The sequence below is a fragment of the uncultured Thiohalocapsa sp. genome, from assembly GCF_913063425.1.
In the GTDB taxonomy this organism is placed as follows: Bacteria; Pseudomonadota; Gammaproteobacteria; order Chromatiales; family Chromatiaceae; genus Thiohalocapsa.
The window spans coordinates 22,356-43,972 of the sequence record NZ_CAJXYK010000015.1 but is presented as its reverse complement, the minus strand read 5'-3'; the positions used below and the strand labels follow the sequence as shown (position 1 = coordinate 43,972).

Genomic DNA, 21,617 nt, shown 5'->3' with positions numbered 1-21,617 from the left:
CGACCCGAGGCAGGCCAAGACGCGGTCAGCGCAGTTCGCGCACCAGGTCCAGCAGCGCCGGGTCGTCCCAGTCGCGCTCGCCCTGCGCGCGGTAGACCAGGCGGCCCTCGGGGTCCACCACGAAGGTCGTCGGCAGGCCTTTCATGGGCCAGCGCTGGGACACGCTCATGTCGGTGTCCATGGGCAGGGGGAAGCTCACCTGCACCTGCTCCGCGAAGGCCTCGATCTCGCCTTTGCTCTCGCCGACATTGACGGCCACCAGCATGACGCCGTCATCACGCAGCTGCTCCCAGGCGCGCTGCATGGCCGGCATCTCGGCCCGGCAGGGCGGACACCAGGTGGCCCAGAAGTTGACGATCACCGGCTGGCCCAGCATGTCCGCCAGCCGGTAGGTTTCGCCATCTGGGCCCGGCAGCTCGAAGCCTGGGGCCTGCGGCGTCTCGGGCATAGGGTCGAGCAGCCCGGCCGCGCCCGCCGAAGCGGTTTCCGCCTCGGCCTGGACGGGAAGCGGCAGCTGCAGCGCAAGCGTGGTCACGGCAGCAAGCAGGCCGGCGGTGATAGAGTGCTTCATGTGGGTATCACCTCCTGAGGCTTGGGCGGCGCACGGGTCTGCACGCGGCGCCGGTGGGCAACCACGGACGCAGTGGCGACTGCGCGCGAGATTACCATGACTGCACTTCGACAAGCGGCCAATGACGGCGTCGCCGGCGTTTGGCGGCACCTGCTGTGGGACGACCCGGCCGATCTGTCCCCCTGGCAGCTGCACCTGCGGCTGCCGCTGCGCATGGCTCACGCCATCGGCCGCGACCTCGCCGCGGGGCGGCTGACGCTCCAGGCCATGAGCCTCGTCTACACCACGCTGCTGAGCCTGGTGCCGCTGTTGGCGGTGAGCTTCTCCGTGCTCAAGGGCTTCGGCGTGCACAACCAGCTGGAGCCCATGCTGCTGCAGGCACTGCATCCCCTCGGCGCCGGCGCGCAGGAGGTCGCCACGCGCCTCATCGACTATGTGGACAACACCAATGTGCGGGTGCTCGGCGCCGTGGGGCTCGCGGTGCTGCTGTGGTCGGTGCTGTCGCTGATCTCGAAGATCGAGCAGGTCTTCAACATGACCTGGCGCGTGGCCGAGCAGCGCCCGCTGGCGGAGCGCTTCAGCCGCTACCTGAGCGTGCTGCTGGTGGGGCCCGTGCTGCTGTTCTCGGCGGTGGCGGCGTCGGCGTCCGTGCGCAGGAATGCCCTGGTGCAGCAGATCGCCGACATCGAGGTACTCGGCTGGCTGCTGCAGATCGCGGAAAGCCTGTTGCCCTATGCGCTCATCACGCTGGCCTTCACCTTCGTCTACAACTTCGTGCCGAATACCCGCGTGCGCCTGGTCCCGTCGGTGATCGGGGCCCTGTTGGGCGGCGTGCTCTGGCTCATGGCGGGCAATCTGTTCGCGCAATTCATGGCGGGCTCGACCCGCTACGCGGCCATCTACTCGAGCCTGGCGATCCTGATCCTGTTCATGATCTGGCTCTACATCGCCTGGCTCATCGTGCTGGTGGGCGCGAACATCGCCTTCTACCTCCAGTATCCGGAGTACCTCGCGAGCCGCGACCGGGACCTCCGGCTCAGTAACCGGCTGCGCGAGCGCCTGGCCCTGCTGCTCCTGGCCGCCATCGTCCGGCGCCACTATGCGAGCGACGAAGCCGCGGACGCCGAGACCCTGTCGCATGGGCTCGGCATGCCGCTCACCAATGTCCGCAAGCTGCTGCACATGCTCGCCGACGGCGGCTATCTGGTCGCCACGGCCACGTCCCCACCGCGTTATGTGCCTGCACAGGCGCCGGAGCAGGTGGCCGTGCGCCGCGTCCTGCGCTATGTGCGCCGGTTCGGCGAGGAGCCCGGGGTGCGCCTGGACCTGCCGCCGGGGACGGCGGTCGCCGGCGTCGAAGACCGTCTGCAGCGCGCCATCGATGAGGCGCTCGGGGAGATGACCCTGAAAGACCTGGCGGCGGCCCAGGAGGTGGGTGTCTGAAGCGGGCAGTCCGCGCCGTGACCCTGTGCCCGCGGGAGGCCCTCGTCATAACCATCCCAGCGCCTGGATCACATGGACGCGGGAGTCGTCACCCCGCCGGTGGCTGCGGACGCACTGGGTCCGTCGGCACGTCGAGCAACGCGCGCACCGGTGCGAAGGAGCGGCGATGGATGGCACAGGGCCCGTGGCGCCGCAGGGACTCGAGGTGCTCTGCTGTCGGATACCCCTTGTGCCGCGCGAAGCCGTACTGCGGGTGCTCGGCGTCCAGCCGCTGCATTTCCCGGTCCCGCGCCACCTTGGCGAGGATGGACGCGGCACTGATGGCGGGCTCCAGCCCGTCACCCCCCACCACGGCGCGGGCGACGCAGGGCAGATCGTCCGGGCAGCGGTTACCGTCCACCAGGGCCAGCGTCGGCGTCACCCGCAATGCCAGCAAGGCCCGACGCATGGCGAGCATGGACGCCTGCAGCACATTGAGCCGATCCACCTCCAGGTGAGTCGCCCAGGCCACCGCGCAGGCAATGGCGGCGGCTTCGATGGCGGGCGCCAGTGCCTCGCGCAGCGCTTCGGTGAGACGCTTGCTGTCATCGAGTCCGTTGGGGATTCGGCCCGGGTCGAGGATCACCGCCGCAGCACAGACCGGCCCGGCGAGCGGGCCACGCCCGGCCTCGTCCAGTCCGGCCACCAGCGCCGGCGTGCCTGGCGTGGTGAGCGGCCCGCTCACGCCGCCCGGCCCCGGGCCGCGAGGAGCTCGACGATGCGCTCAGCGCCGGTGCGGGCGGCATCGCGGCGCAGCTGGAAGTGGATCTCGGCATAGCGCCGGCGGATGTCGGCCCGGCGCGGGGCGTCGTCCAGCATCGCCAGCAGTGCCGGGCCCATCAGATCCGCACGGCAGCGGTTCTGAAGAAACTCCGGCGCCAACGGCTCGCCGGCGAGCAGGTTGGCCATAGCCGCATAGGGCACCTTGATGAGCCGGAGCGCCTGCACCAGCCCATAAGTGACGACATTCAGCCGATACGCCACCAGCATGGGCCGGCGCAGCAGCAGCGTCTCCAGGGTGGCGGTGCCGGAGGCGGTGAGCACCACATCCGCTGCGGCGATGGCCGTGCGGCTGCGGCCCGCAAGGAAGCGCACGTCCAGTGCCGGTGCCAGCCGCGCGCGCTCGGCATCGAACAGCGCCCGCAGGCCCTCCGACACCATGGGTGCCACAAAGCGCAGCTCCGGGCGCTGCTGCCGGCACCACAGTGCCGTCTCCAACATGGGCGCCGCGAGCCGGGACACCTCGCTGCGACGGCTGCCCGGCAGCAGGGCGACGACGCTGTCGGCGGGGGCCAGACCCAGCTCGGTCCGCGCCGCGGGACCCTGGTCCTCAAGCGGAATCTCGTCCGCCAGTGGATGGCCGATGTAATGGGCATCCACGCCGTGCTCGCGCAGGAAGGTCTCCTCAAAGGGGAAGATGCACAGCATCAGGTCCACCGCCCGGCGGATGGCCTTGACGCGCCCCTGCCGCCAGGCCCACACCGTGGGACTCACGAGATGCACGGTGGGAATGCCGCACCGGCGCAGTCGGCGCTCCAGCCCGAGATTGAAGTCCGGCGCATCGACGCCGACGAAGGCCGCCGGCGGTGCCGCGATGAAGTGACGCACCAGCTCCGCCCGCGCCCGCAACAGATCCGGCAGCACCGAGAGTACCTCCACCAGACCCATCACGGAGAGGCGCTCCTGGGGCATCAGGGTCTGGCAGCCAGCGGCCCGCATGCGCGGGCCCGCGACACCGACCAGCTCCACATCCGGCAGGGCCTCGCGCAGCGCGCGCGCCAGCGCCGCGCCGAGCAGGTCGCCGGAGGGCTCGTTGGCGACGATGCCGAGCCGGATGCTCACCGCACGATGCTGCGGCTGCTGTCGGCGACGAAGTCCGCGAGCGGCGTCAGCTCGGGATAGGTCTTGGCGAGCTCATGGATCTGCGCCACGGCGTCCACAAGCTTGAGCTGGCTCAGGTATAGGAGGCGATAGGCGCGGCGCAGGGCAGCGATGGCCTCGGCCGCGAACTGCCTGCGGCGCAGGCCCTCGGCATTGATCCCGCGAGGCTGTGCCGGATGGCCGCCGATGGTGAGATAGGGCGGGACGTCCTTGGCGATCACGGTGCCCATGGCGCTGAAGCTGTGGGCACCGATGCGGCAGAACTGGTGCACGATGGTGAAGCCGCCGAGAATGGCCCAGTCCTGCACCTCCACGTGCCCGCCGAGCGACGCGGCGTTGGCCATGATGACGTTGTTGCCGATGACGCAGTCATGGGCCACGTGGGTGTAGGCCATGAGCAGGTTGTCGTCGCCGATGCGGGTCTCGCCCTTGTCCTGGGCGGTGCCGCGATGCACCGTGGCGTACTCACGGATGACATTGCGGGCGCCGATGACGAGCGAGGTCCGCTCGCCTGCGTACTTCTTGTCCTGCGGGTCCTCGCCCACGCTCGCGAACTGAAACACCCGGGTACCCGCGCCGATGCGGGTCGGCCCCCGCAGCACCGCATGCGGCCCGACCACGCAGCCCGCGGCGAGCTCGACCTCCGAACCGATGATGGCGTAGGGGCCGATCTCGACGTCATCGGCGATGACTGCAGCCGGATCGATGATGGCGGTGGGATGGATCTTCGCAGGCGCCAAGGCTCAGAAATCCCGTGCGGTGCACATGATCTCGGCTGTGGCGACGGCCTTGTCGCCCACCCGCGCCTCGCCGGCGAACTTCCAGATGCCGCGCTTGACGTTCAGCACCCGGACCTCGAGCAGGAGCTGATCCCCCGGCTCCACCGGCTGCTTGAAGCGCGCCTTGTCGATACCGACGAAGTAATACAGCGCCTTCTCGCCCACTTCGTCGGGCCGCGACTCCATGGCCAGCAGGCCGGTGGCCTGGGCCATGGCCTCGACGATGAGCACGCCGGGCATCACCGGTCGCACCGGAAAGTGGCCCATGAAGTGGGGCTCGTTGATGCTGACGTTCTTGAGTCCGAGCAGGCGTTCGTTCGGCTCGAATTCCAGCACCTTATCGATGAGCAGAAACGGATAACGGTGCGGCAGGAGACGCAACACCTTGTGAATATCCATCGTGATCAATGCTGCCTCCAAGGCCCCTGACGAGACGCTGCTGCATGGCGGGCCACCCTGGCGCCGAGCCCTGTCCGCGGCTGCTGGAACAGCGCCCGGAGGCCGGCGATGTGGCAACGGCATTGCCGCATGGTCCCATGGTTGACGTTGTTATTGATCCAGGCGCATCGGCGCCCCCGCGCGATCGCGCATCCTGTCCCAGGCTGCAGCCGGCAGCCGGATCTCCCGACGCCACCACAGGTTGCGGGAATGTTACTCGTTCGGCGGCGCCGTGCCGTCGCCGGCATACGCTGCCAGCGCCTGCTCCAGGCGCTGCACCCGCTGCTGGAGCGTTTCCAGCCGCCGCAGTCGCGCGATGGTGCGGCGCCAGTCGGCGTTGGGCATGGCGGGGATGCCGCTGCTGTAGACGCCGGCCTCGGGCTGCGAGCGCGTCACCATGGCCATGCCGGTGAAGTGGACGTCGTCGCCGATATGCAGGTGGCCTGCCATGCCCACGGCGCCCGCCACGGTGCAGCGCGCGCCGATGTGGGTGGAGCCGGAAATCCCGGCGCAGGCCGCCATGGCGGTATGCTCACCGATGACCACGTTGTGGCCGATCTGTACCAGGTTGTCGATCTTCACGCCGTCGCCGATGATGGTGTCGTCCATGGCACCCCGGTCCACGGTGGTATTGGCGCCGATCTCGACATCGTCACCCAGGCGGACCGCGCCCACCTGCGGAATCCGCTCCCAGCGCACACCGTCGCGCGCAAAGCCGAAGCCCTCGCGGCCGATGACCGCGCCGGGGTGGAGGAGCACACGGGCGCCGATGCGGGCGCCTTCGCACACGACCACCTGCGCCACCAGCCGCGTATCCGCCCCGATGCTGGTGCCGGCACCGATGCTACACTGGGGGCCGACCTCGACACCCGCGGCAATGCTCACGTCGGGGCCGATGACGCAGAGCGGGCCGACCGAGGCCGTGGGGTGGATACTGGCACTCGCATCCACGACGGCGCTCGGATGCACGCCCGCCGCCGGCTTCGGGCGCGGATGCAGCTGCGCCGCCGCGCGGGCGAAGGCGAGCGCCGGATTGTCCGCCACCAGTGCCGCGCAGGGTGCCCGGCTGGCATCGGCGGCCCGCAGCATGACGGCACCGGCACGGGTCTCCGCCAGGCGGGAACGGTGGCGCGCGTCGGCCAGAAAGCTCAGGCACTGTGCGTCCGCCGTGTGCAGCGGCGCCACGCGCTCCAGGGTCACGTCGTCGCCGATCAGCGTCAGGCCCAGGTCGGCCGCGAGTTGGCTCGCCGCGATCGCCACGTATCAGGCCGCTTGGGCTCTGCCCTCGGTGGGCATCAGCGGCTCCGGAACTCTTCCTTGAGGCGCTCGACGACATCGGCGGAGATGTCGATACGCTCGCTGAAGTAGACGACGCCTTCACTCACGATAAGATCGATCTCCTGCTCCTTGGCGATCTGCCGTACCACCTCTTCCACCTGCTTGACGAGCTTGGTGCGAAGCTCACTCTGGCGCAGCGCGAAATCCTCCTGCAGCTCGGCCTTCGCATAGCGCAGGCGGCGCTTGCGGGCGCGGATGTCGTTCTGCAGGCGCTTGACCTCTTCTTCGCTCATCAGCGCGCCGTCGCGCTCGAGCTTCTCGTTGAGCCGGTCCAGGCTCTCCTGCTGGTCCAGAAGGTCTGCTTCGCGCTCGGCCACCTCGGTGCTCAGGGTCTGCCGGGCCTCTTCGTACTGGGGCGACTCCTCCACGACGCGGTTCGGATCGATGACACCGATCTTGAGGCCCTGCGCGGCCGCCTGACCCACCACCAGTCCCCCGACCGCCAGCAGACCGGCCAGCAGCAGCACAGGACGCAGCATGGCGGGGCAAGGTACGAGCATCAGAACGTCTGGCCGAAGGTGAACTGGAAGACCTGCTCCTCGTCCTGATCCTGCTTGTTGAGTGGGTAGGCGAGGCTCAGGCTGAGTGCCCCCACCGGCGAAAGCCACGCGAACGACAGCCCTGTGGAGTAGCGGAGATCACCCAGCTCGAACCCGGTGGGCTCCACCAGATCCGTGTCTTCGGTCCACCAGACATTGCCGAAGTCGAAGAAGGCGCCCACCCGCACGGTATTCTCGAGGTTCTCACCGAGCGGCGGCGGCGCATAGATCTCGATACCACCGGTGAGCTCCAGGTTACCGCCCACCGGATCCTCGTCGATGGTCGTCTCCCGGGGCCCAAGGGTGTTGGCCTTGAAGCCGCGCACGCTGCGCGGACCACCGGCGTAGAAATTCTCGAAAAAGGGCAAGGCATCGGTGCTGCCGTAGCCGTCGCCGTAACCGAGGTCGCCCTTGAGCGCGAGGGTCAGCCGACGGCCGAGCGGCAGATAGTGGCGACCGCGATAGGTCAGGCGGTAGTACTGCAGGTCACTGCCGGGAATGGCCACCTCGCCGAAGAGGCTCTGCAGCGTGCCCTCGTTCGGGAAGATGGCGGAGTCGCGGGAATCGTTGATATAGCTCGCCGTGAGGAAGAAGTCGTTGAACACGTCTCCGTTTTCAGCAACGAAGTCCTGCGCCAGCAGGGACCTGCCGGCGTAGAACTTGGTGTACTGATAGTAGGCCCCGATGCCGGCCCGTGCGGTGTCAGAAATCGGTAGCCCGAAGTTGATGGCCGCTCGGCCCACGTCCGTCGAGTAGTCCGCACCGATGAGCCGGTCGAAATCCGTGGAGCGATAGCTCACGTCGAAGCCGCGGCTGATGCCATCGATGGTGTAGTAGGGGTTGGTGTACGCGAGCCGATAGAGCTGGGCCGTGCGGCTCGTGTTGAACGCGAAGGCCACGCGCTTGCCCGTGCCGAGGAAGTTGGACTGCGACACGCTGGTGTTGAAGATGAGCCCCTCGGACTGCGAGAAGCCAATGCCGGCCATTAGGTTGCCGGACGGGCGCTCCTTCACGGTCACGTTCACGTCCACCTGATCCGCCGTGCCCGGCACCGCCGGCGTCTCGATGTTGACCTCTTCGAAATAGCCCAGGCGCTGCAGCCGCTCGCGGGAGCGCTTCACCAGCTCCGTCGAGAACCAGGCGGTCTCCAGCTGGCGCATCTCGCGGCGCAGCACCTCGTCGCGGGTGCGGGTGTTGCCCTGCATATTGATGCGGCGCACGTAGACCCGCTTGCCCGGGTCCACGAAGAAGGTGACGGCGACGGTGTTGTTGTCCTCGTCCACCTCGGGCACCGCGTTGACGTTGGCGAAGGCGTAGCCCTCGTCGCCCAGGAGCTTGGAAATGCGCTCCGCACTCTCGGTGGCGGTCTTGCGCGAGTAGACCTCCCCGCGGCGCATGTGGATCAGCGGAAACAGCCGCGCCGCCGGGACCGACGGCTCGCCTGCGAGCTGAAGGTCGCTGACACGGAAGACATCGCCCTCGTCCACCGCAATGGTGAGGTAGATGTCCTTTTTGTCCGGACTGATGGAGACCTGCGTGGAGGTGATCTCGAATCCGATGTAGCCGCGGTCCAGATAGAAAGACCGCAGCGATTCCAGATCGCCCGCCAACTGCTGCTTCGAGTAGCGGTCGTTCTTGGTGTAGAAGGAAAGCCAGTTGGTGCTGCCGAGCTTGAATTCCTTCAGCAGCTCCTTGTCTGTGAAGGCCTCGTTGCCGACGATGTTGATCTGCTTCAGGCGCGCGGTGAGCCCCTCGTCGATCTCGATGCGGATGGCGACCCGGTTGCGCTCCAGCGGCGACACGGTGGACTCGATGCCGACGCCGTACTTGCCGGAGGCGAAGTACTGCCGCTCCAGCTCCTGCTCGATGCGATCCAGCACGGAGGGATCGAACACCCGCCCCTCGGCGAGCCCCACTTCGACCAGGCCCTGCTTCAGCACGTCGGTGTTCAGGGACTTGTTACCGGTGATCTCGATCTCGGCGACCGCCGGGCGCTCGCGGACCGCGATGACGAGCACATCGCCGTCGCGCTCCACCGCCACGTCATCGAAGAAGCCGGTGCCGTAGAGGGTGCGGATGATCTGCGCCGTCACATCGTCGCTGACGGTGTCACCCACCTGCACGGGCAGGTAGTTGAACACCGTGCCCGCCGCGATCCGCTGAAGGCCTTCGACGCGGATATCGGCGATCTGGAAGACCTGAGCGAGGGTGGGACCTGCGCACAGAAGCAGCGCCAGCACCATCGGCAGGGCGAGCCGGCGAGCACCGGCGGTTTTGACTTTGGGTTGTGTCACGCTTCCCCCGGACGCGTTGACCGGCTGCATACGACCCGCGGCCATCACAGACATGCCCAGGGCGAGAGGAAGTTTCGGCGGCGCCGCAGCTGCACACTGACAACAATGGCGGCGCGCTTTGTTCGGTTACGTCAAGGCTCGACCGCGAGCTGCTGTGGGAACTGCGTCGGCGCTGTCGTTGGAGCTCTCGCCAGGGATCGCGAATGGTCGCCCGGTCCCCCGACGCGCTCAGTATAGGGCAAGCGGCCCGTCTAGCCAAAGATTCGAGCAATATCCACGTAGAAGGCCAATGTCATCAAGCAAAGTATCAACAACAGACCAAGGCGTTGCCCCTGCTCCTGGACCGACTCGGGCAGCGGCCGGCCCAGCACTGCCTCCACCGCGAAGTACAACAGATGGCCGCCGTCGAGGACCGGGATCGGCAGCAGATTCAGCAGCCCCAAGCTGACGCTGAGCAGCGCCAGGAACTGCAGATAGGGCTCCACGCCGAAGCGGGCGGTCTTACCCGCCGCGTCGGCGATGCCGATGGGGCTGCTCAGATTCTCGACGGACGCGGTGCCCACCAGCATGCGCCCGGCGATCCGCAGCGTCATCACGGACAGATCACCGACCCGCCGCAATGCTTCGCCAAGGGCATCCACCGGCCCATAGCGCACCTGTACCTCAAGGTCGGCGAACAGGTCTTCCGGCACCTCGGGTCCGGCGCCGATGCGGCCCACTTCGCTGCCCTCCTCCAGCGTCACGGCCACGGGCGTCAGATCCAGCACCTGCTCGACGCCGTCGCGCGCCACCCGCACGGCAACCGTCTGCTCGGGGTGCGCCTGCACCGCGTCAACGAGCTCCGCCCAATCCGCGATGGCTGTGCCGTCCAGCGCGAGGATACGGTCACCGGCCGCGAGCCCGGCGGCGGCCGCGGGCTGCTCCGGGACCACCTCTGCAATCACCGGCGGAATGCTCGGTGTCAGCCGCATCAGGCCCACCTGCGCCAGGAAGCCCTGGCCCGGGTCCAGCGGGGCGAGCTCGGCCGAGGGTAGGGTGCGCACGACGCGCGCGCCGTCGGCGGCGGTGACTGCCACAGCCACATCGTCCCCACCGAGGGATGCGGACAGCAGCGCAAACCAGAAGTTGCCCCATGTGGCCACCGACCGACCATCCACGGACTCGATGACATCCCCGGGGGCGAATGCGGCCTTGGCGGCGATGGACTCGGGCTCCACGGCGCCGACCTCCGGGCGCACGCCGGTCTCGCCGGCCATCAGCAGGCCCCAGTAGAGCAGGATCGCGAGCAGGAAGTTCGCCACCGGCCCCGCGGCCACCACCAGGCTGCGCTTCCACAGCGGCTGATTGTTGAAGGCGTATGGCAGGTCCTCCGGCGCGACGTCATCCTCACGCTCGTCCACCATTTTGACGTATCCGCCCAGCGGCAGGGCGGCGATGACGTATTCGGTGTCGTCACCCGGACGCCGCCAGGTGTAGAGCGCCTTGCCGAAGCCGATGGAGAACCGCACCACCTTGATGCCGAGCTTGCGCGCGACCCAGAAATGGCCAAACTCGTGAATGGTCACGAGCACCAGGATGGCCACCAGGAAGGCGGCGACGTTGATCAGGATCGGCAACATGCGCTATGCGACCAGCGCCGCGGCGCGTTGTTCCGCGAGTCGCCGTGCGGCAGCATCGACGCCGAGCACGTGCTCGAGGCCGCTCAGGTCAACGGGCTCCGGCGGCAGGCGGTCCATGGTCTGCTCCACCACCCGGGCGATGTCCGTAAAGCCGATGCGCCCGTCCAGAAAGGCGGCGACCGCCACCTCATTGGCGGCGTTGAGTACCACGGGGGCGGTGCCGCCGTCGGCGGCCGCGCGATAGGCGAGGCGCAGGCAGGGAAAGCGCTCCGGAGCCGGCGGCTCGAAGTCGAGCCGCGCGATGGCGAACAGGTCCAGGGGGGCAACACCGGCGTCGATGCGCTCCGGCCACCCGAGCGCATGGGCGATGGGCGTGCGCATGTCCGGGTTGCCCAACTGCGCCAGCACCGAGCCGTCGGTGTACTGCACCATGGAATGGATGACGCTCTGGCGGTGGACCACCACCTGGATCCGCTCCGGCGCCGTGGCGAACAGCCAGCAGGCCTCGATGATCTCCAGCCCCTTGTTCATCATGGTGGCGGAATCCACCGAGATCTTGCGGCCCATGCTCCAGTTCGGATGCGCCACCGCCTGCTCCGGCGTCACCTCGACGAGGGTCTGTGGGTCGGCATCACGGAAGGGACCGCCGGAGGCGGTGAGCAGGATGCGCTCCACGCCCGACTCGGGCAGGCCGCGGTCATGCGCCGGCGGCAGGCACTGGAAGATGGCATTGTGCTCGCTGTCGATGGGCAGCAGGGTGGCCCCATTGTCGCGGGCAGCCTCCATCAGCAGCGCACCCGCCACCACCAGGGCCTCCTTGTTCGCCAGCATGAGCCGCTTGCCGGCCCGGGCCGCCGCCAGACTCGACATGAGGCCGGCGGCGCCGACGATGGCGGCCATGACATAGTCCACCTCATCCAGGGCCGCGACCTCGGTCAGCGCCTCGGCACCGCGCAGAATCCGGGGCGCATCCGGCATGTCGGCCAACAGCGCTGCGAGCGCGTCCGCCGCGGCGGCGTCTACCATCACGGCGTAGTCGGGCCGGAAGCGCCGGCATTGCCCGGCCAGGCGCTCGGCATTGCGATGGGCCGTCAGCGCGACGACGCGGAAACGCTCCGGGTGTCGGGCGACGACGTCCAGCGTGCTGACGCCGATGGAGCCCGTGGAGCCCAGAATTGCGATGCCTTTCATTGCACCACCCCCAGCATCATTGCACCACCCCCAGCAAGACCAAACCCAGTGCGAATATCGGGGCCGCCGCGATCATGCTGTCGATGCGGTCCAGCACGCCCCCATGCCCCGGCAGCAGTGCCCCTGCGTCCTTGACCCCGCGGCGCCGCTTGAGCCAGCTCTCGAACAGGTCACCGACCACGGAGAGGGCCACGGTGGCCACCCCGAGCAGCGTCAGCACCAGCGTCGTGGCCAGCTCCAGACGCAGCACCAGGCCGGTGAGCAGCAGTGCGAGCCCGGCGGCGGCGAGCGCGCCGTAGAAGCCCTCCCAGGTCTTGCCGGGGCTGAGCCGGGGCGCCAGCTTGTGCCGGCCAAAGCGCCGCCCGACAAAGTACGCCGCCGAATCCGCCAGCGCGATCAGACACATGAGCCCGAGCACCAGCATGGCGCCGCCGGCGGGGTCGCCATGCAGTCCCACCAGTGCGAGCCAGGGCGCGGCGAGCACCGGCAGACCCAGGGCCAGCAGTGCCCGGTCCACCCCCGCAGCGGCCGGGCGCACGTGCAGGCGCGGCAGCGCCGCGGCGAAGCCGAGCCACCACAGCGCCGCCGGCACCAGCAGTGCCTCGCCGGCACCGACGCGCCAGAGCAGCAGCAGCGTCACCCCGAGCACCGCGACGCCCGCGGCACGGGCCGCGGGGTCGTGCACACCGGCGAGCGCCACCCATTCCCAGGCGCCGATCAGGACGATGACCGCCAGGAACACGGCAAACAGCGGTGTCGGCAGCAGCAATACTGCGCCGATGACGACGGGGATCAGCCACGCCGAGGTCCGCAGCCGTGCGCGCAGCGCATCGCCGGGCACGGCCGCCTCAGCCACCCACGGCATCGGCGCTTGCCGCAATCTGCTCGCTCGTGAGCCCGAAGCGCCGCTGGCGGCGGGCGAAGTCGCTCAGCGCTGCACCATAGGCCGCGGCATCGAATTCCGGCCACATCAGATCGGAGAAATAGAGCTCCGCGTAGGCGGACTGCCAGAGCAGGAAGTTGCTGATGCGCTTCTCGCCACCGGTGCGGATGAAGAGATCGGGGTCCGGCACGTCCGGAAAGGAGAGCCGTGCGGCGACGGCTGCCTCGTCGATGGCATCCGGTGTCAGCCGTCCTTCGGCCACTTCCCGGGCGATGGCGCGCACCGCCTGGGTGATATCCCAGCGACCGCCATAGTTGGCGGCGACCTGGAGGGTCAGACGGCGGTTGTGCTGTGTGGCGGCCTCTGCCTCTTTGAACTGCGCCCGCAGGCGCTCGGAGAATGCGGACAGGTCGCCGATGATGCGCAAGCGCACTTCGTGCTCCACCAGCCGCTGCACCTCCACCTGCAGCGTGCTCATGAACAGCTCCATCAGCACCATGACCTCGCCCGGAGGGCGGCGCCAATTCTCGCTGCTGAACGCGAACAGCGTGAGCACACGCACGCCGTGGCGCACGCTCTCCTCGACGACAGCGCGCACGCTCTTCGCACCCGCGCGGTGACCGGCCGTTCGCGGCAGACCCCGCTGGTTGGCCCAGCGCCCGTTGCCATCCATGATGATGGCGACGTGCTCCGGCACACGCCTGGACCTGTCGCCTTGGTCGATGGCCGTGATCTCGCTAGTCACTTGCAGTGCGTCTCGCACGCGCCGGCTCAGATGGACATCAGGTCCGCTTCCTTCTCCTCCAGAATCCGGTCCACCTCTTTGACGAACTGGTCGGTGAGTTTCTGGACGATCTCCTCGCCGCGGTGCTCGTCGTCCTCGGAGATGAGCTTCTCCTTCACCAGCTCCTTCAGCTGTTGGTTGGCATCGCGGCGGATATTGCGCACGGCGACGCGCGCCTGCTCCGCCTCGGCCCGGGCGATCTTCTGGAGGTCGCGCCGGCGCTCTTCGGTGAGCGGCGGCATGGGCACGCGGATCACGGTACCGGCGGTGTTCGGATTGACGCCGAGGTCGGACTGGATAATGGCCTTCTCCACCACCGGGACCATGTTCCGGTCCCAGGGCGTCACCGTCAGTGTGCGGGCGTCCTCGACGGCGACGCTCGCCACCTGGCTGATGGGCACGTCGCTGCCGTAGTAGGACACGCGGACATGGTCCAGCAGTGACGGATGTGCCCGTCCGGTGCGGATCTTTGCGAGCTCGTGGCTCAGCGCCTCGGCGCTCTTGCCCATGCGCTCGGCAGCGTCTTTCTTGATGTCATCGATCATGCTTCGTGTCCAGGCTCGACCAACGAGCCGATGTCCCCCCCGGCGGCGACCCGCTGGAGCGCCCCGGGCTCAAAAATACTCATCACCCGCAAGGGGATACCATTGTCGCGGCAGAGCACGATGGCGGTGAGGTCCATCACGCCCAGACGCTCGCGCAGGGCTTGATCATAGGTGATGCGAGGATAGAACACCGCATCCGGGTGCTGCTTCGGATCAGCGGAGTAGATCCCGTCCACCATGGTCGCCTTGACCATCAGGTCCGCATTGATCTCGACGGCGCGCAGGCTCGCCGCCGAATCCGTGGTGAAGAAGGGATTGCCGGTACCGGCGGCGAAGAGCACCACCCGCCCCTTCTCCAGATGGCGGACGGCACGACGGCGGATGTAATCCTCGCAGACCTGATTGATCTTGAGCGCGGACATGACCCGCGTCGGCACACCGATGCGCTCGAGCGCGTCCTGCATCGCGAGCGCGTTCATCACCGTGGCGAGCATGCCCATGTGGTCGCCGGTCACCCGGTCCATGCCGCGCGCCGCGAGGCCCGCGCCGCGAAAAAGGTTGCCGCCCCCGAGCACCAGGGCGATCTCGGTGCCGCTGCGGGCGCAGTCCGCCACGTCTCCGGCCAGGCGCGCGAGGACGTCCGGGTCGATGCCGCACTCGCCGGTACCGAGCAGCGCCTCACCGCTCAGCTTGACGAGTATCCTGCGCGGTCGTGGCGGTGTTTCGCTCATGGATAGGCAGCGATGAGATGGGCAGCGATGAATGCAGCTGGCTGTTGGCAATGCCGGCGCCCGGGCGTCGCCGCGCGATCGTCAGCCCTGAGCACGAGACGGCGGCGCGTCACGCGAGCATGACGGCATGACGCCAGCCGTGCCCTGGCACAGGATGGCTGTGCATGATACCCGACGACGCGCGCCGGGGCTCGACCACAAAGTCGCGTCCACTGATCCGGCGCAGGTTCAGCCGCCGACGGGGGCAGCGCGTCGCTCTCACTCCGCCTGCTTGGCCTGCGCCTGCACCTCTTCTGCGAAGTTCTCCGCTTTTTTCTCGATCCCCTCGCCCACCTCCAGGCGCGCGAAGGCGGCGACCTTGGCACCGGCCTGCTTGAGCAGCTTCTCGACGGTGGTGTCCGGGTCCTTCACGAACGCCTGCCCCAGCAGCGTCACCTCCTCGGTGAACTTACGCATGCGCCCGCCGATGATCTTGTCTACGATCTCCGGCGGCTTGCCGCTCTCCAGCGCCTGCGCGCGGAAGATCTCCCGCTCACGCTCCAGCGCCTGTGCCGGCACGTCGTCGGCGCTGACGCACATGGGATTGGTGGCGGCGATGTGCATGGCGATGTCACGCCCGAGGGTGGCATCACCGCCGACGAGGTCCACGATGACACCGATACGCACGCCGTGACGATAGCTGTGCAGCTTCCCCTCCGGGGCGTCGAAGCGCACCAGGCGCCGCAGCTGGACGTTCTCGCCAACCTTCGCGATCAGCGCCTCGCGAGCGACATTGACGGTGGTGTCGGCGGCGCCCGCAAGGGGCTGCTCGGCGAGCGCGGACACGTCTGCGGCATCGCTGGCGAGCGCCGTATCCCCCACCGCGTCCGCGAAGCCCACGAAGTTCTCGTCCTTCGCCACGAAGTCTGTTTCGCTGTTGATCTCCACCATGACGCCCTGGCCGGCGTCATCGGCGACGCGCAGGACCACGACACCGTCGGCCGCGATGCGACCGGCCTTCTTCGCGGCCTTGGCCTGACCGGACTTGCGCATGGCCTCGATGGCCGCCTCGATGTCGCCGTCGGCCTCCTGCAGCGCGCGCTTGCACTCCATCATGCCGGCGCCCGTGCGCTCACGCAGCTCCTTCACCAAACTGGCAGTGATTGCCATTGCCTACTCCAGTACTGGAAACGGTAAGAAAGAATCGGTTTGTCGGCAGCGCCTCAGGAGGCCGCAGCGGCTTCGCCGGCGGGCTCCTGCGCAGACGCTGGAGCAGATGCAGGCTCGGCGGGAGCGCTCTCGGCTGCCGCTGCGGCATCCGCCACGTCGTCGCGCCGACCGGCCATGGCCGCGGCGGTGCGGCGGCCGTCGAGCACCGCATCCGCGGCCCCCTCGATATACAGCCGTACGGCGCGGATGGCGTCGTCGTTGCCGGGGATGACATAGTCGATCCGGCTTGGATCGTTGTTGGTATCCACGACGCCCACCACGGGGATGCCGAGCTTGTTGGCTTCGGAGACGGCGTTCTTCTCGTGCCCCACGTCGACCACGAACATGGCATCGGGCAGGCCGTCCATGTGCTTGATGCCGCCGAGACTGCGCTCAAGCTTGTCGCGCTCGCGACTCAGGGTCAGCGCCTCTTTCTTGCCGAAGCGCTCGATGCTGCCATCTTCGAACATGGCCTCCAGCTCTTTCAGGCGCTGGATGGACTGCTTCACGGTCTTGAAGTTGGTCAGCATGCCGCCGAGCCAGCGATGGTTGACGTAGGGCATGCCGCAGCGGCTCGCGTGCTCGCGGATGGCCTCCTGGGCAGCGCGCTTGGTGCCGACGAACAGGACACGCCCGCCGTTCGCGGCGAGCTTGCCCATGTAGCCCATCGCCTCCTGGTAGAGCGGCAGGGTCTTTTCCAGGTTGACGATATGAATCTTGTTCCGCTGGCCGAAGATGTACGCGGCCATCTTCGGGTTCCAGTAACGGGTTTGGTGGCCGAAATGGACACCGGCCTGCAGCATCTGCCGCATGGACACGTCGCTCATGAGATTGCCTCTGCTGGGTTGAACCTCCACGCGCCCCAGGGTGCAACCCGGAGGCCGGGCACCCGGCACCCTGTGTCGGCGCGTGTGTGGCGTTACGGCGACCACGCCACGCCCTGCGCAGGACGGTGGCGCGACATCATCACCAAAGGAATTCGGTCGTTCAGTCGGGTAGTGCCGACCCGTGGCCGGGCCGCACACGAAGCGGCGGGCCCAACACGCGTGGCTTTCAACAGAGAAACCGCGGTGCGTTTGCCCAGTTCCGTCGCGTTTTATACCATGCGGGGTCTTTTGCGGGCAATCTTGCACGCTGCGGGAGACACGCCCATCTGATGGAACAGGGCGCCGGCGAGGACGCCCGGGCGCTTCAGGGCATACCCCAGGGCCTACCCCCGCGGGCAGACCAGGGGCGCCAGCCGCCGGCGGAATGGGGACTGCGGCCCGGCCCGACAGCGACCCGGCGAGTCCCGCCGCAGCCGGGCATGCGCGCATCCCTGCAACTGGTCCCGGCGCGTGGCCGCTGGTCACGGGACGCGCCCACAGCCCGACGGACGCCGGGCAATCAACGCAGCGGCGCTGCCGCCGCGACACTGAGAATATGACGCAAACCTCAAAGCCTCACTGAGCGACATGGCGGTAACCATCAAAACCGAGGCCGAGATCGAGAAAATGCGGGTCGCCGGGCGCCTGGCGGCGGCGGTGCTGGAGATGGTCGGCGAGCACGTCGCGCCCGGCGTGACCACGGGCGAGCTCGACCGCATCTGCCATGAATACATCGTGGACGTGCAGGGGGCCGTGCCCGCGCCGCTCAACTACCGCGGATTCCCGCGCTCTATCTGCACCTCGGTGAACAACCAGGTCTGCCATGGCATCCCAGGCAACAAGCGCCTCAAGAAGGGCGACATCGTCAACATCGACGTCACCGTGATCAAGGACGGTTACCACGGCGACACCAGCAAGATGTTCTTCGTGGGCGAGCCCTCGGTGCTGGCGAAGCGGCTGGTGTCGGTCACCCAGCAGGCCATGTACACCGGCATCGCTGCCGTCCGCCCCGGGGCGACGCTGGGCGACATCGGTCACGCCATCCAGAGCTTCGTGGAGGGCCATCGTTACTCGGTCGTCCGCGAGTACTGCGGGCACGGCATCGGCCGGGAGTTCCACGAGGACCCGCAGGTGCTCCACTACGGCAAGCCGGCGGATGGACTCAGGCTGGAGCCCGGCATGTGCTTCACCATCGAGCCCATGGTGAACGCCGGCAAGCGCCAGGTGAAGCTGCTGCAGGACGGCTGGACCGTGGTCACCAAAGATCGCAGCCTGTCCGCCCAGTGGGAGCACACCATCCTGGTGACGCCGGACGGCTGTGACATCCTCACGCTGCGCGCAGAGGAGCGCACCGCGGCCGCGGCCTGACCGACGACACCGGGCGGCACACCGCTGCGCGCGCCCGCGGGCGGCCACCGAACGGCAGCATCGAGCAACGGGCCCGCAATTCACCCGCAACCATCGCCGCCGGAGCGGAGTCCATGGCCCAGGCCCCAGTACAAGCCCCCCCAGTACAAGCCCCAGCCCAGACCAGCCTTCACGGCGCGGCCAAGAACGGCCCGGGCGGTGCTGCGGCCGTCATCGCCGCCTACAAGGCCGAGCTCGCCGAGGCCCGCGCCGCGCTCTTCGCCCGCTACGAGCGCGGCGAGCCCGTCACCGAGCTCGTCGCCCGCTGGACCCGCGCCATCGATCGGCTCGTCACCGCCGCCTGGCGGCGTTTCCTGCCCGACACGGAGCAGGTGGCGGTGATCGCGGTGGGCGGCTACGGTCGCGGTGAGCTGCACCCGAGCTCGGACATCGATCTGCTCATTCTGGTGGCGGACGAGGCCGCCGAGCGCCTGGGCGAGGTCATCGGCAGCCTCGTGATCTTCCTCTGGGACATCGGCCTGGAGATCGGCCATTCGGTGCGCACGGTGGCGGAGTGCCGGCGCGAGGCGGCCGACGACATCACCGTGGTCACCAACCTGCTGGAGGCACGGCTCATCGACGGCGATGCCGACCTGTTCGAGGATATGCGCGTCGCCGTCGGCCCCGGCAGCATCTGGCCCAGCGCGGCCTTCTTCGCCGCCAAGCGCGAAGAGCAGCGCAAGCGCCGGCACAAGTACGGTGACACCGCCTACAACCTGGAGCCGAATATCAAGGAGAACCCGGGCGGTCTGCGCGACATCCAGATGATTGCCTGGGTCGCCAAGCGCCACTTCGGCGCCGACAACCTGCATCAGCTGGTGGACGAGGGCTTTCTCACCGAGAGCGAGTTCCTCGCCCTGCGCGAGGGCCAGGCGCTCCTGTGGCGCATCCGCTTCGCGCTGCACCGGCTCACCGGGCGCCGGGAGGACCGGCTGCTGTTCGACTACCAGCGCACGCTCGCAGACGAGTTCGGCTACACGGACCAGGGCGACAACCTCGCCGTCGAGCAGTTCATGCAGCAGTACTACCGGGCGGTCATGGAGCTGAACCGCCTCAACGAGATGCTGATGCAGCTGTTCCAGGAAGCGATCCTGCTGCACGACCAGATCGGCCCGCCGGAGCCCATCAACAAGCGCTTCCAGGTGCGCAGCGGGTACCTGGAGGTGACGCATCCGCAGGTCTTCGCCCGCTCGCCCTTCGCGCTGCTGGAGATCTTCCTGGTGCTGCAGCAGCACCCGCAGGTCCAGGGCGTGCGCGCCAGCACCATCCGCCTGATCCGCGAGCACCGCCACCGCATCGACGACGACTTCCGCGAGGACGTGCGCGCGCGCAGCCTGTTCATGGAGATCCTGCGCCAGCCCCAGGGCGTCACCGGCGCGCTGCGGCGCATGAACAGCTGGGGCGTGCTCGCCGCCTACATCCCGGCGTTTGAGAACATCGTCGGGCGCATGCAGTACGACCTGTTCCACGTCTACACCGTGGACGAGCACACGCTGCGGGTGCTGCGCAACCTGCGCCGCTTCACGATCCCGGAGCACCACGGGGAGTTCCCGCTGTGCTCCGCCATCGCGCAGCGCATCCCCAAGCTGGAGCTGCTCTACATCGCCGGTCTCTTCCACGACATCGCCAAGGGCCGCGGCGGCGATCATTCCCTGCTCGGCGCGCGCGAGGCCTGGGACTTCTGTCAGCTGCACTACCTCAGCGAGTACGACAGCCGGCTCGTGGCCTGGCTGGTGGAGCAGCACCTCCTGATGTCCATGACCGCACAGCGCAAGGACATCTCGGACCCCGCGGTGATCCAGGCCTTCGCGGAGCGGGTGAACGACGCCAACCGCCTGGACTATCTCTACCTGCTCACCGTCGCCGACGCCCGCGCGACCAACCCGAAGCGCTGGAGCTCCTGGAAGGACGCACTGCTGCGCGACCTCTACCACGCCACGCGTCGCGCGCTGATGCGCGGGCTCGACAATCCGCAGGCGCAGGACGACCTCATCGAGCAGAAGCAGCGTGAGGCCATGCGGCTGCTCGCCTACGAGGGCATCGACGCCGACGCCTGCCGCGACCTCTGGAGCCGCTTCGGCATGGACTTCTTCACGCCGAGCTCGCCCGAAGAGATTGCCTGGCAGACCCAGCGCATCCTCGCCACCGCGCCGGAGGAGCTGCCGCTGGTGGTGATCCGGCCCCTCGCCTCGCGCGGCTGCACCGAGGTGTTCCTGTTCTCACGCGACGAGCGCAATCTCTTCGTGCGCATCACCGCACTCCTGGACCAGCGTGCGCTCAACATCATGGATGCGCGCATCACCACCACCGACGACGGCCATGCGGTGAACGCCTTCCAGGTGCTGGGACCGGACCATCGGCCCATCGACCAGGGGGACGAGACAGACAGCCTGCGCGAGTCGCTGCTCGGCGCGCTGCGGCGACCGCACGGCGAGCATCCCGTCGTAAACCGCCGGCTGCCGCGCCAGCACCGCCACTTCTCGGTGGAGACGCGTGTCAGCTTCGCCGAGGACACGCGCAACCGCCGCACCATGATGCGGCTCACCACGCTGGACCGCCCGGGTCTGCTCGCGGAGATCGGCGCCGTCTTCGAGCTCTGCGACATCCGTCTGCAAAGCGCCAAAATCGCCACCGTCGGCGCCGAGGTGGACGACGTCTTCTTCATCTCCACCCAGGAGGGCGCCCCCATCACCGGCGAGGACACCCTTACCTGCCTGCGGCAGCAGATCCACGACCGATTGGACGGAAACGGCGACACACGGACGTAAGGTCGCCGCGGCGAGCGCAGCGCGACGGGTCATCGTGGCACGCGCAAACGCGTCGAGGCATCCCCCGGTTTCCGTGAAACATTGACGACGATTGCCGTCTGTCCTAAAACCGACAATCAGCAGTCTCTGATATGGAGCAGCACGGCCACCATGGCCCGCAACGCCCACAACACGTCGTCGCCATGTGCCGTCGCCCGCACACCGACCGGGTCGCTGCCCGAGCCGTGGCCACCGCGGCCACTCGCGGCTGCGGCATCACTCACCTGCGCGCTGTTGGTGGCATCGGCCACGTCGGCAGCAGCGGCGCCGCAGG

The 21,617-nt window shown here is 68.3% G+C and carries 20 protein-coding genes; 3 read left to right on the top strand and 17 right to left on the bottom strand.

The genetic code is table 11. From position 1 onward, the window contains the following. Positions 1-25: 25 nt before the first annotated feature. Entirely contained in the window at positions 26-571 is a 546-nt protein-coding gene (locus QZ607_RS10430; protein ID WP_295882484.1) for a peroxiredoxin, read from the bottom strand. A gap of 96 nt (positions 572-667) precedes the next feature. On the opposite strand from QZ607_RS10430, the gene QZ607_RS10425 reads away from it, so the two are divergent. After that, the gene (locus QZ607_RS10425; RefSeq protein WP_295882482.1) at positions 668-2,014 is read left to right on the top strand and encodes a YihY/virulence factor BrkB family protein; all 1,347 of its coding nucleotides are present in this window, start codon (positions 668-670) and stop codon (positions 2,012-2,014) included. An 88-nt stretch (positions 2,015-2,102) separates the two neighbouring features. Here the strand turns inward: QZ607_RS10425 and rnhB are convergent, their stop codons facing one another. From rnhB to rpsB, 15 genes are all read right to left on the bottom strand, one after another. Continuing rightward, positions 2,103-2,738: a ribonuclease HII gene (gene rnhB, locus QZ607_RS10420; RefSeq protein WP_295882481.1), complete on the bottom strand. Its 636-nt coding sequence runs from the start codon at positions 2,736-2,738 to the stop codon at positions 2,103-2,105. After that, complete coding sequence (gene lpxB / locus QZ607_RS10415) at positions 2,735-3,895, bottom strand: lipid-A-disaccharide synthase (RefSeq protein ID WP_367268179.1); 1,161 nt, start codon at positions 3,893-3,895, stop codon at positions 2,735-2,737. The genes rnhB and lpxB overlap by 4 nt, the downstream gene beginning before the upstream one ends. Further along, on the bottom strand, positions 3,892-4,674 hold the full coding sequence (lpxA, locus tag QZ607_RS10410) for an acyl-ACP--UDP-N-acetylglucosamine O-acyltransferase (RefSeq protein WP_295882479.1): 783 nt from the start codon (positions 4,672-4,674) through the stop codon (positions 3,892-3,894). Before lpxA ends, lpxB begins: the two co-directional genes overlap by 4 nt. 3 nt (positions 4,675-4,677) lie before the next feature. Beyond that, positions 4,678-5,112 carry a 3-hydroxyacyl-ACP dehydratase FabZ gene (gene fabZ, locus QZ607_RS10405; protein ID WP_295882477.1) on the bottom strand — a complete coding sequence of 145 codons (435 nt, stop codon included), beginning with the start codon at positions 5,110-5,112 and terminating at the stop codon, positions 4,678-4,680. Positions 5,113-5,364: 252 nt separating this feature from the next. Further along, a complete protein-coding gene (lpxD, locus tag QZ607_RS10400) occupies positions 5,365-6,411 on the bottom strand; it encodes a UDP-3-O-(3-hydroxymyristoyl)glucosamine N-acyltransferase (RefSeq protein WP_295882476.1) in 1,047 nt (348 codons plus the stop codon). A 35-nt stretch (positions 6,412-6,446) separates the two neighbouring features. Beyond that, positions 6,447-6,968, bottom strand: coding sequence for an OmpH family outer membrane protein (locus tag QZ607_RS10395; protein ID WP_295882474.1), 522 nt, complete (start codon positions 6,966-6,968; stop codon positions 6,447-6,449). 20 nt (positions 6,969-6,988) lie between these two features. After that, positions 6,989-9,271 carry an outer membrane protein assembly factor BamA gene (gene bamA, locus QZ607_RS10390; protein WP_295882578.1) on the bottom strand — a complete coding sequence of 761 codons (2,283 nt, stop codon included), beginning with the start codon at positions 9,269-9,271 and terminating at the stop codon, positions 6,989-6,991. A 302-nt stretch (positions 9,272-9,573) separates the two neighbouring features. Next, positions 9,574-10,941 (bottom strand): RIP metalloprotease RseP, encoded by a 1,368-nt coding sequence (gene rseP, locus QZ607_RS10385; protein ID WP_367268178.1) that lies wholly within the window; start codon positions 10,939-10,941, stop codon positions 9,574-9,576. Between the two features lie 3 nt (positions 10,942-10,944). Further along, positions 10,945-12,132: a 1-deoxy-D-xylulose-5-phosphate reductoisomerase gene (gene ispC / locus QZ607_RS10380; protein ID WP_295882472.1), complete on the bottom strand. Its 1,188-nt coding sequence runs from the start codon at positions 12,130-12,132 to the stop codon at positions 10,945-10,947. A gap of 16 nt (positions 12,133-12,148) precedes the next feature. Then, positions 12,149-12,988 carry a phosphatidate cytidylyltransferase gene (locus QZ607_RS10375; protein ID WP_295882471.1) on the bottom strand — a complete coding sequence of 280 codons (840 nt, stop codon included), beginning with the start codon at positions 12,986-12,988 and terminating at the stop codon, positions 12,149-12,151. Further along, the gene (uppS, locus tag QZ607_RS10370) at positions 12,981-13,739 is read right to left on the bottom strand and encodes a polyprenyl diphosphate synthase (RefSeq protein ID WP_367268181.1); all 759 of its coding nucleotides are present in this window, start codon (positions 13,737-13,739) and stop codon (positions 12,981-12,983) included. Before uppS ends, QZ607_RS10375 begins: the two co-directional genes overlap by 8 nt. 47 nt (positions 13,740-13,786) lie before the next feature. After that, entirely contained in the window at positions 13,787-14,344 is a 558-nt protein-coding gene (gene frr, locus QZ607_RS10365; RefSeq protein WP_295882469.1) for a ribosome recycling factor, read from the bottom strand. Next, entirely contained in the window at positions 14,341-15,075 is a 735-nt protein-coding gene (gene pyrH / locus QZ607_RS10360; RefSeq protein ID WP_295882468.1) for a UMP kinase, read from the bottom strand. Before pyrH ends, frr begins: the two co-directional genes overlap by 4 nt. A 258-nt stretch (positions 15,076-15,333) precedes the next feature. Further along, positions 15,334-16,224: a translation elongation factor Ts gene (tsf, locus tag QZ607_RS10355; protein ID WP_295882467.1), complete on the bottom strand. Its 891-nt coding sequence runs from the start codon at positions 16,222-16,224 to the stop codon at positions 15,334-15,336. Between the two features lie 53 nt (positions 16,225-16,277). Continuing rightward, positions 16,278-17,090 (bottom strand): 30S ribosomal protein S2, encoded by an 813-nt coding sequence (gene rpsB / locus QZ607_RS10350; RefSeq protein WP_295882466.1) that lies wholly within the window; start codon positions 17,088-17,090, stop codon positions 16,278-16,280. 627 nt (positions 17,091-17,717) lie between these two features. Here rpsB and map point away from each other — a divergent pair. Together map and glnD are read left to right on the top strand one after the other, a co-directional pair. Next, the gene (gene map / locus QZ607_RS10345) at positions 17,718-18,497 is read left to right on the top strand and encodes a type I methionyl aminopeptidase (protein WP_295882465.1); all 780 of its coding nucleotides are present in this window, start codon (positions 17,718-17,720) and stop codon (positions 18,495-18,497) included. A gap of 113 nt (positions 18,498-18,610) precedes the next feature. Next, the gene (gene glnD, locus QZ607_RS10340; RefSeq protein WP_295882464.1) at positions 18,611-21,304 is read left to right on the top strand and encodes a [protein-PII] uridylyltransferase; all 2,694 of its coding nucleotides are present in this window, start codon (positions 18,611-18,613) and stop codon (positions 21,302-21,304) included. A 116-nt stretch (positions 21,305-21,420) separates the two neighbouring features. Here the strand turns inward: glnD and QZ607_RS10335 are convergent, their stop codons facing one another. Next, positions 21,421-21,594 carry a hypothetical protein gene (locus QZ607_RS10335; protein ID WP_295882463.1) on the bottom strand — a complete coding sequence of 58 codons (174 nt, stop codon included), beginning with the start codon at positions 21,592-21,594 and terminating at the stop codon, positions 21,421-21,423. Positions 21,595-21,617 lie beyond the last annotated feature (23 nt).

What these genes read in the sequence shown, in the direction of transcription:
- QZ607_RS10430 (WP_295882484.1), bottom strand. Translation starts at nt 571, where the DNA reads ATGAAGCACTCTATCACCGCCGGCCTGCTTGCTGCCGTGACCACGCTT.
- QZ607_RS10425 (WP_295882482.1), top strand. Translation starts at nt 668, where the DNA reads ATGACTGCACTTCGACAAGCGGCCAATGACGGCGTCGCCGGCGTTTGG.
- fabZ (WP_295882477.1), bottom strand. Translation starts at nt 5,112, where the DNA reads ATGGATATTCACAAGGTGTTGCGTCTCCTGCCGCACCGTTATCCGTTT.
- QZ607_RS10395 (WP_295882474.1), bottom strand. Translation starts at nt 6,968, where the DNA reads ATGCTGCGTCCTGTGCTGCTGCTGGCCGGTCTGCTGGCGGTCGGGGGA.
- bamA (WP_295882578.1), bottom strand. Translation starts at nt 9,271, where the DNA reads ATGGTGCTGGCGCTGCTTCTGTGCGCAGGTCCCACCCTCGCTCAGGTC.
- rseP (WP_367268178.1), bottom strand. Translation starts at nt 10,941, where the DNA reads ATGTTGCCGATCCTGATCAACGTCGCCGCCTTCCTGGTGGCCATCCTG.
- ispC (WP_295882472.1), bottom strand. Translation starts at nt 12,132, where the DNA reads ATGAAAGGCATCGCAATTCTGGGCTCCACGGGCTCCATCGGCGTCAGC.
- frr (WP_295882469.1), bottom strand. Translation starts at nt 14,344, where the DNA reads ATGATCGATGACATCAAGAAAGACGCTGCCGAGCGCATGGGCAAGAGC.
- pyrH (WP_295882468.1), bottom strand. Translation starts at nt 15,075, where the DNA reads ATGAGCGAAACACCGCCACGACCGCGCAGGATACTCGTCAAGCTGAGC.
- tsf (WP_295882467.1), bottom strand. Translation starts at nt 16,224, where the DNA reads ATGGCAATCACTGCCAGTTTGGTGAAGGAGCTGCGTGAGCGCACGGGC.
- rpsB (WP_295882466.1), bottom strand. Translation starts at nt 17,090, where the DNA reads ATGAGCGACGTGTCCATGCGGCAGATGCTGCAGGCCGGTGTCCATTTC.
- map (WP_295882465.1), top strand. Translation starts at nt 17,718, where the DNA reads ATGGCGGTAACCATCAAAACCGAGGCCGAGATCGAGAAAATGCGGGTC.
- glnD (WP_295882464.1), top strand. Translation starts at nt 18,611, where the DNA reads ATGGCCCAGGCCCCAGTACAAGCCCCCCCAGTACAAGCCCCAGCCCAG.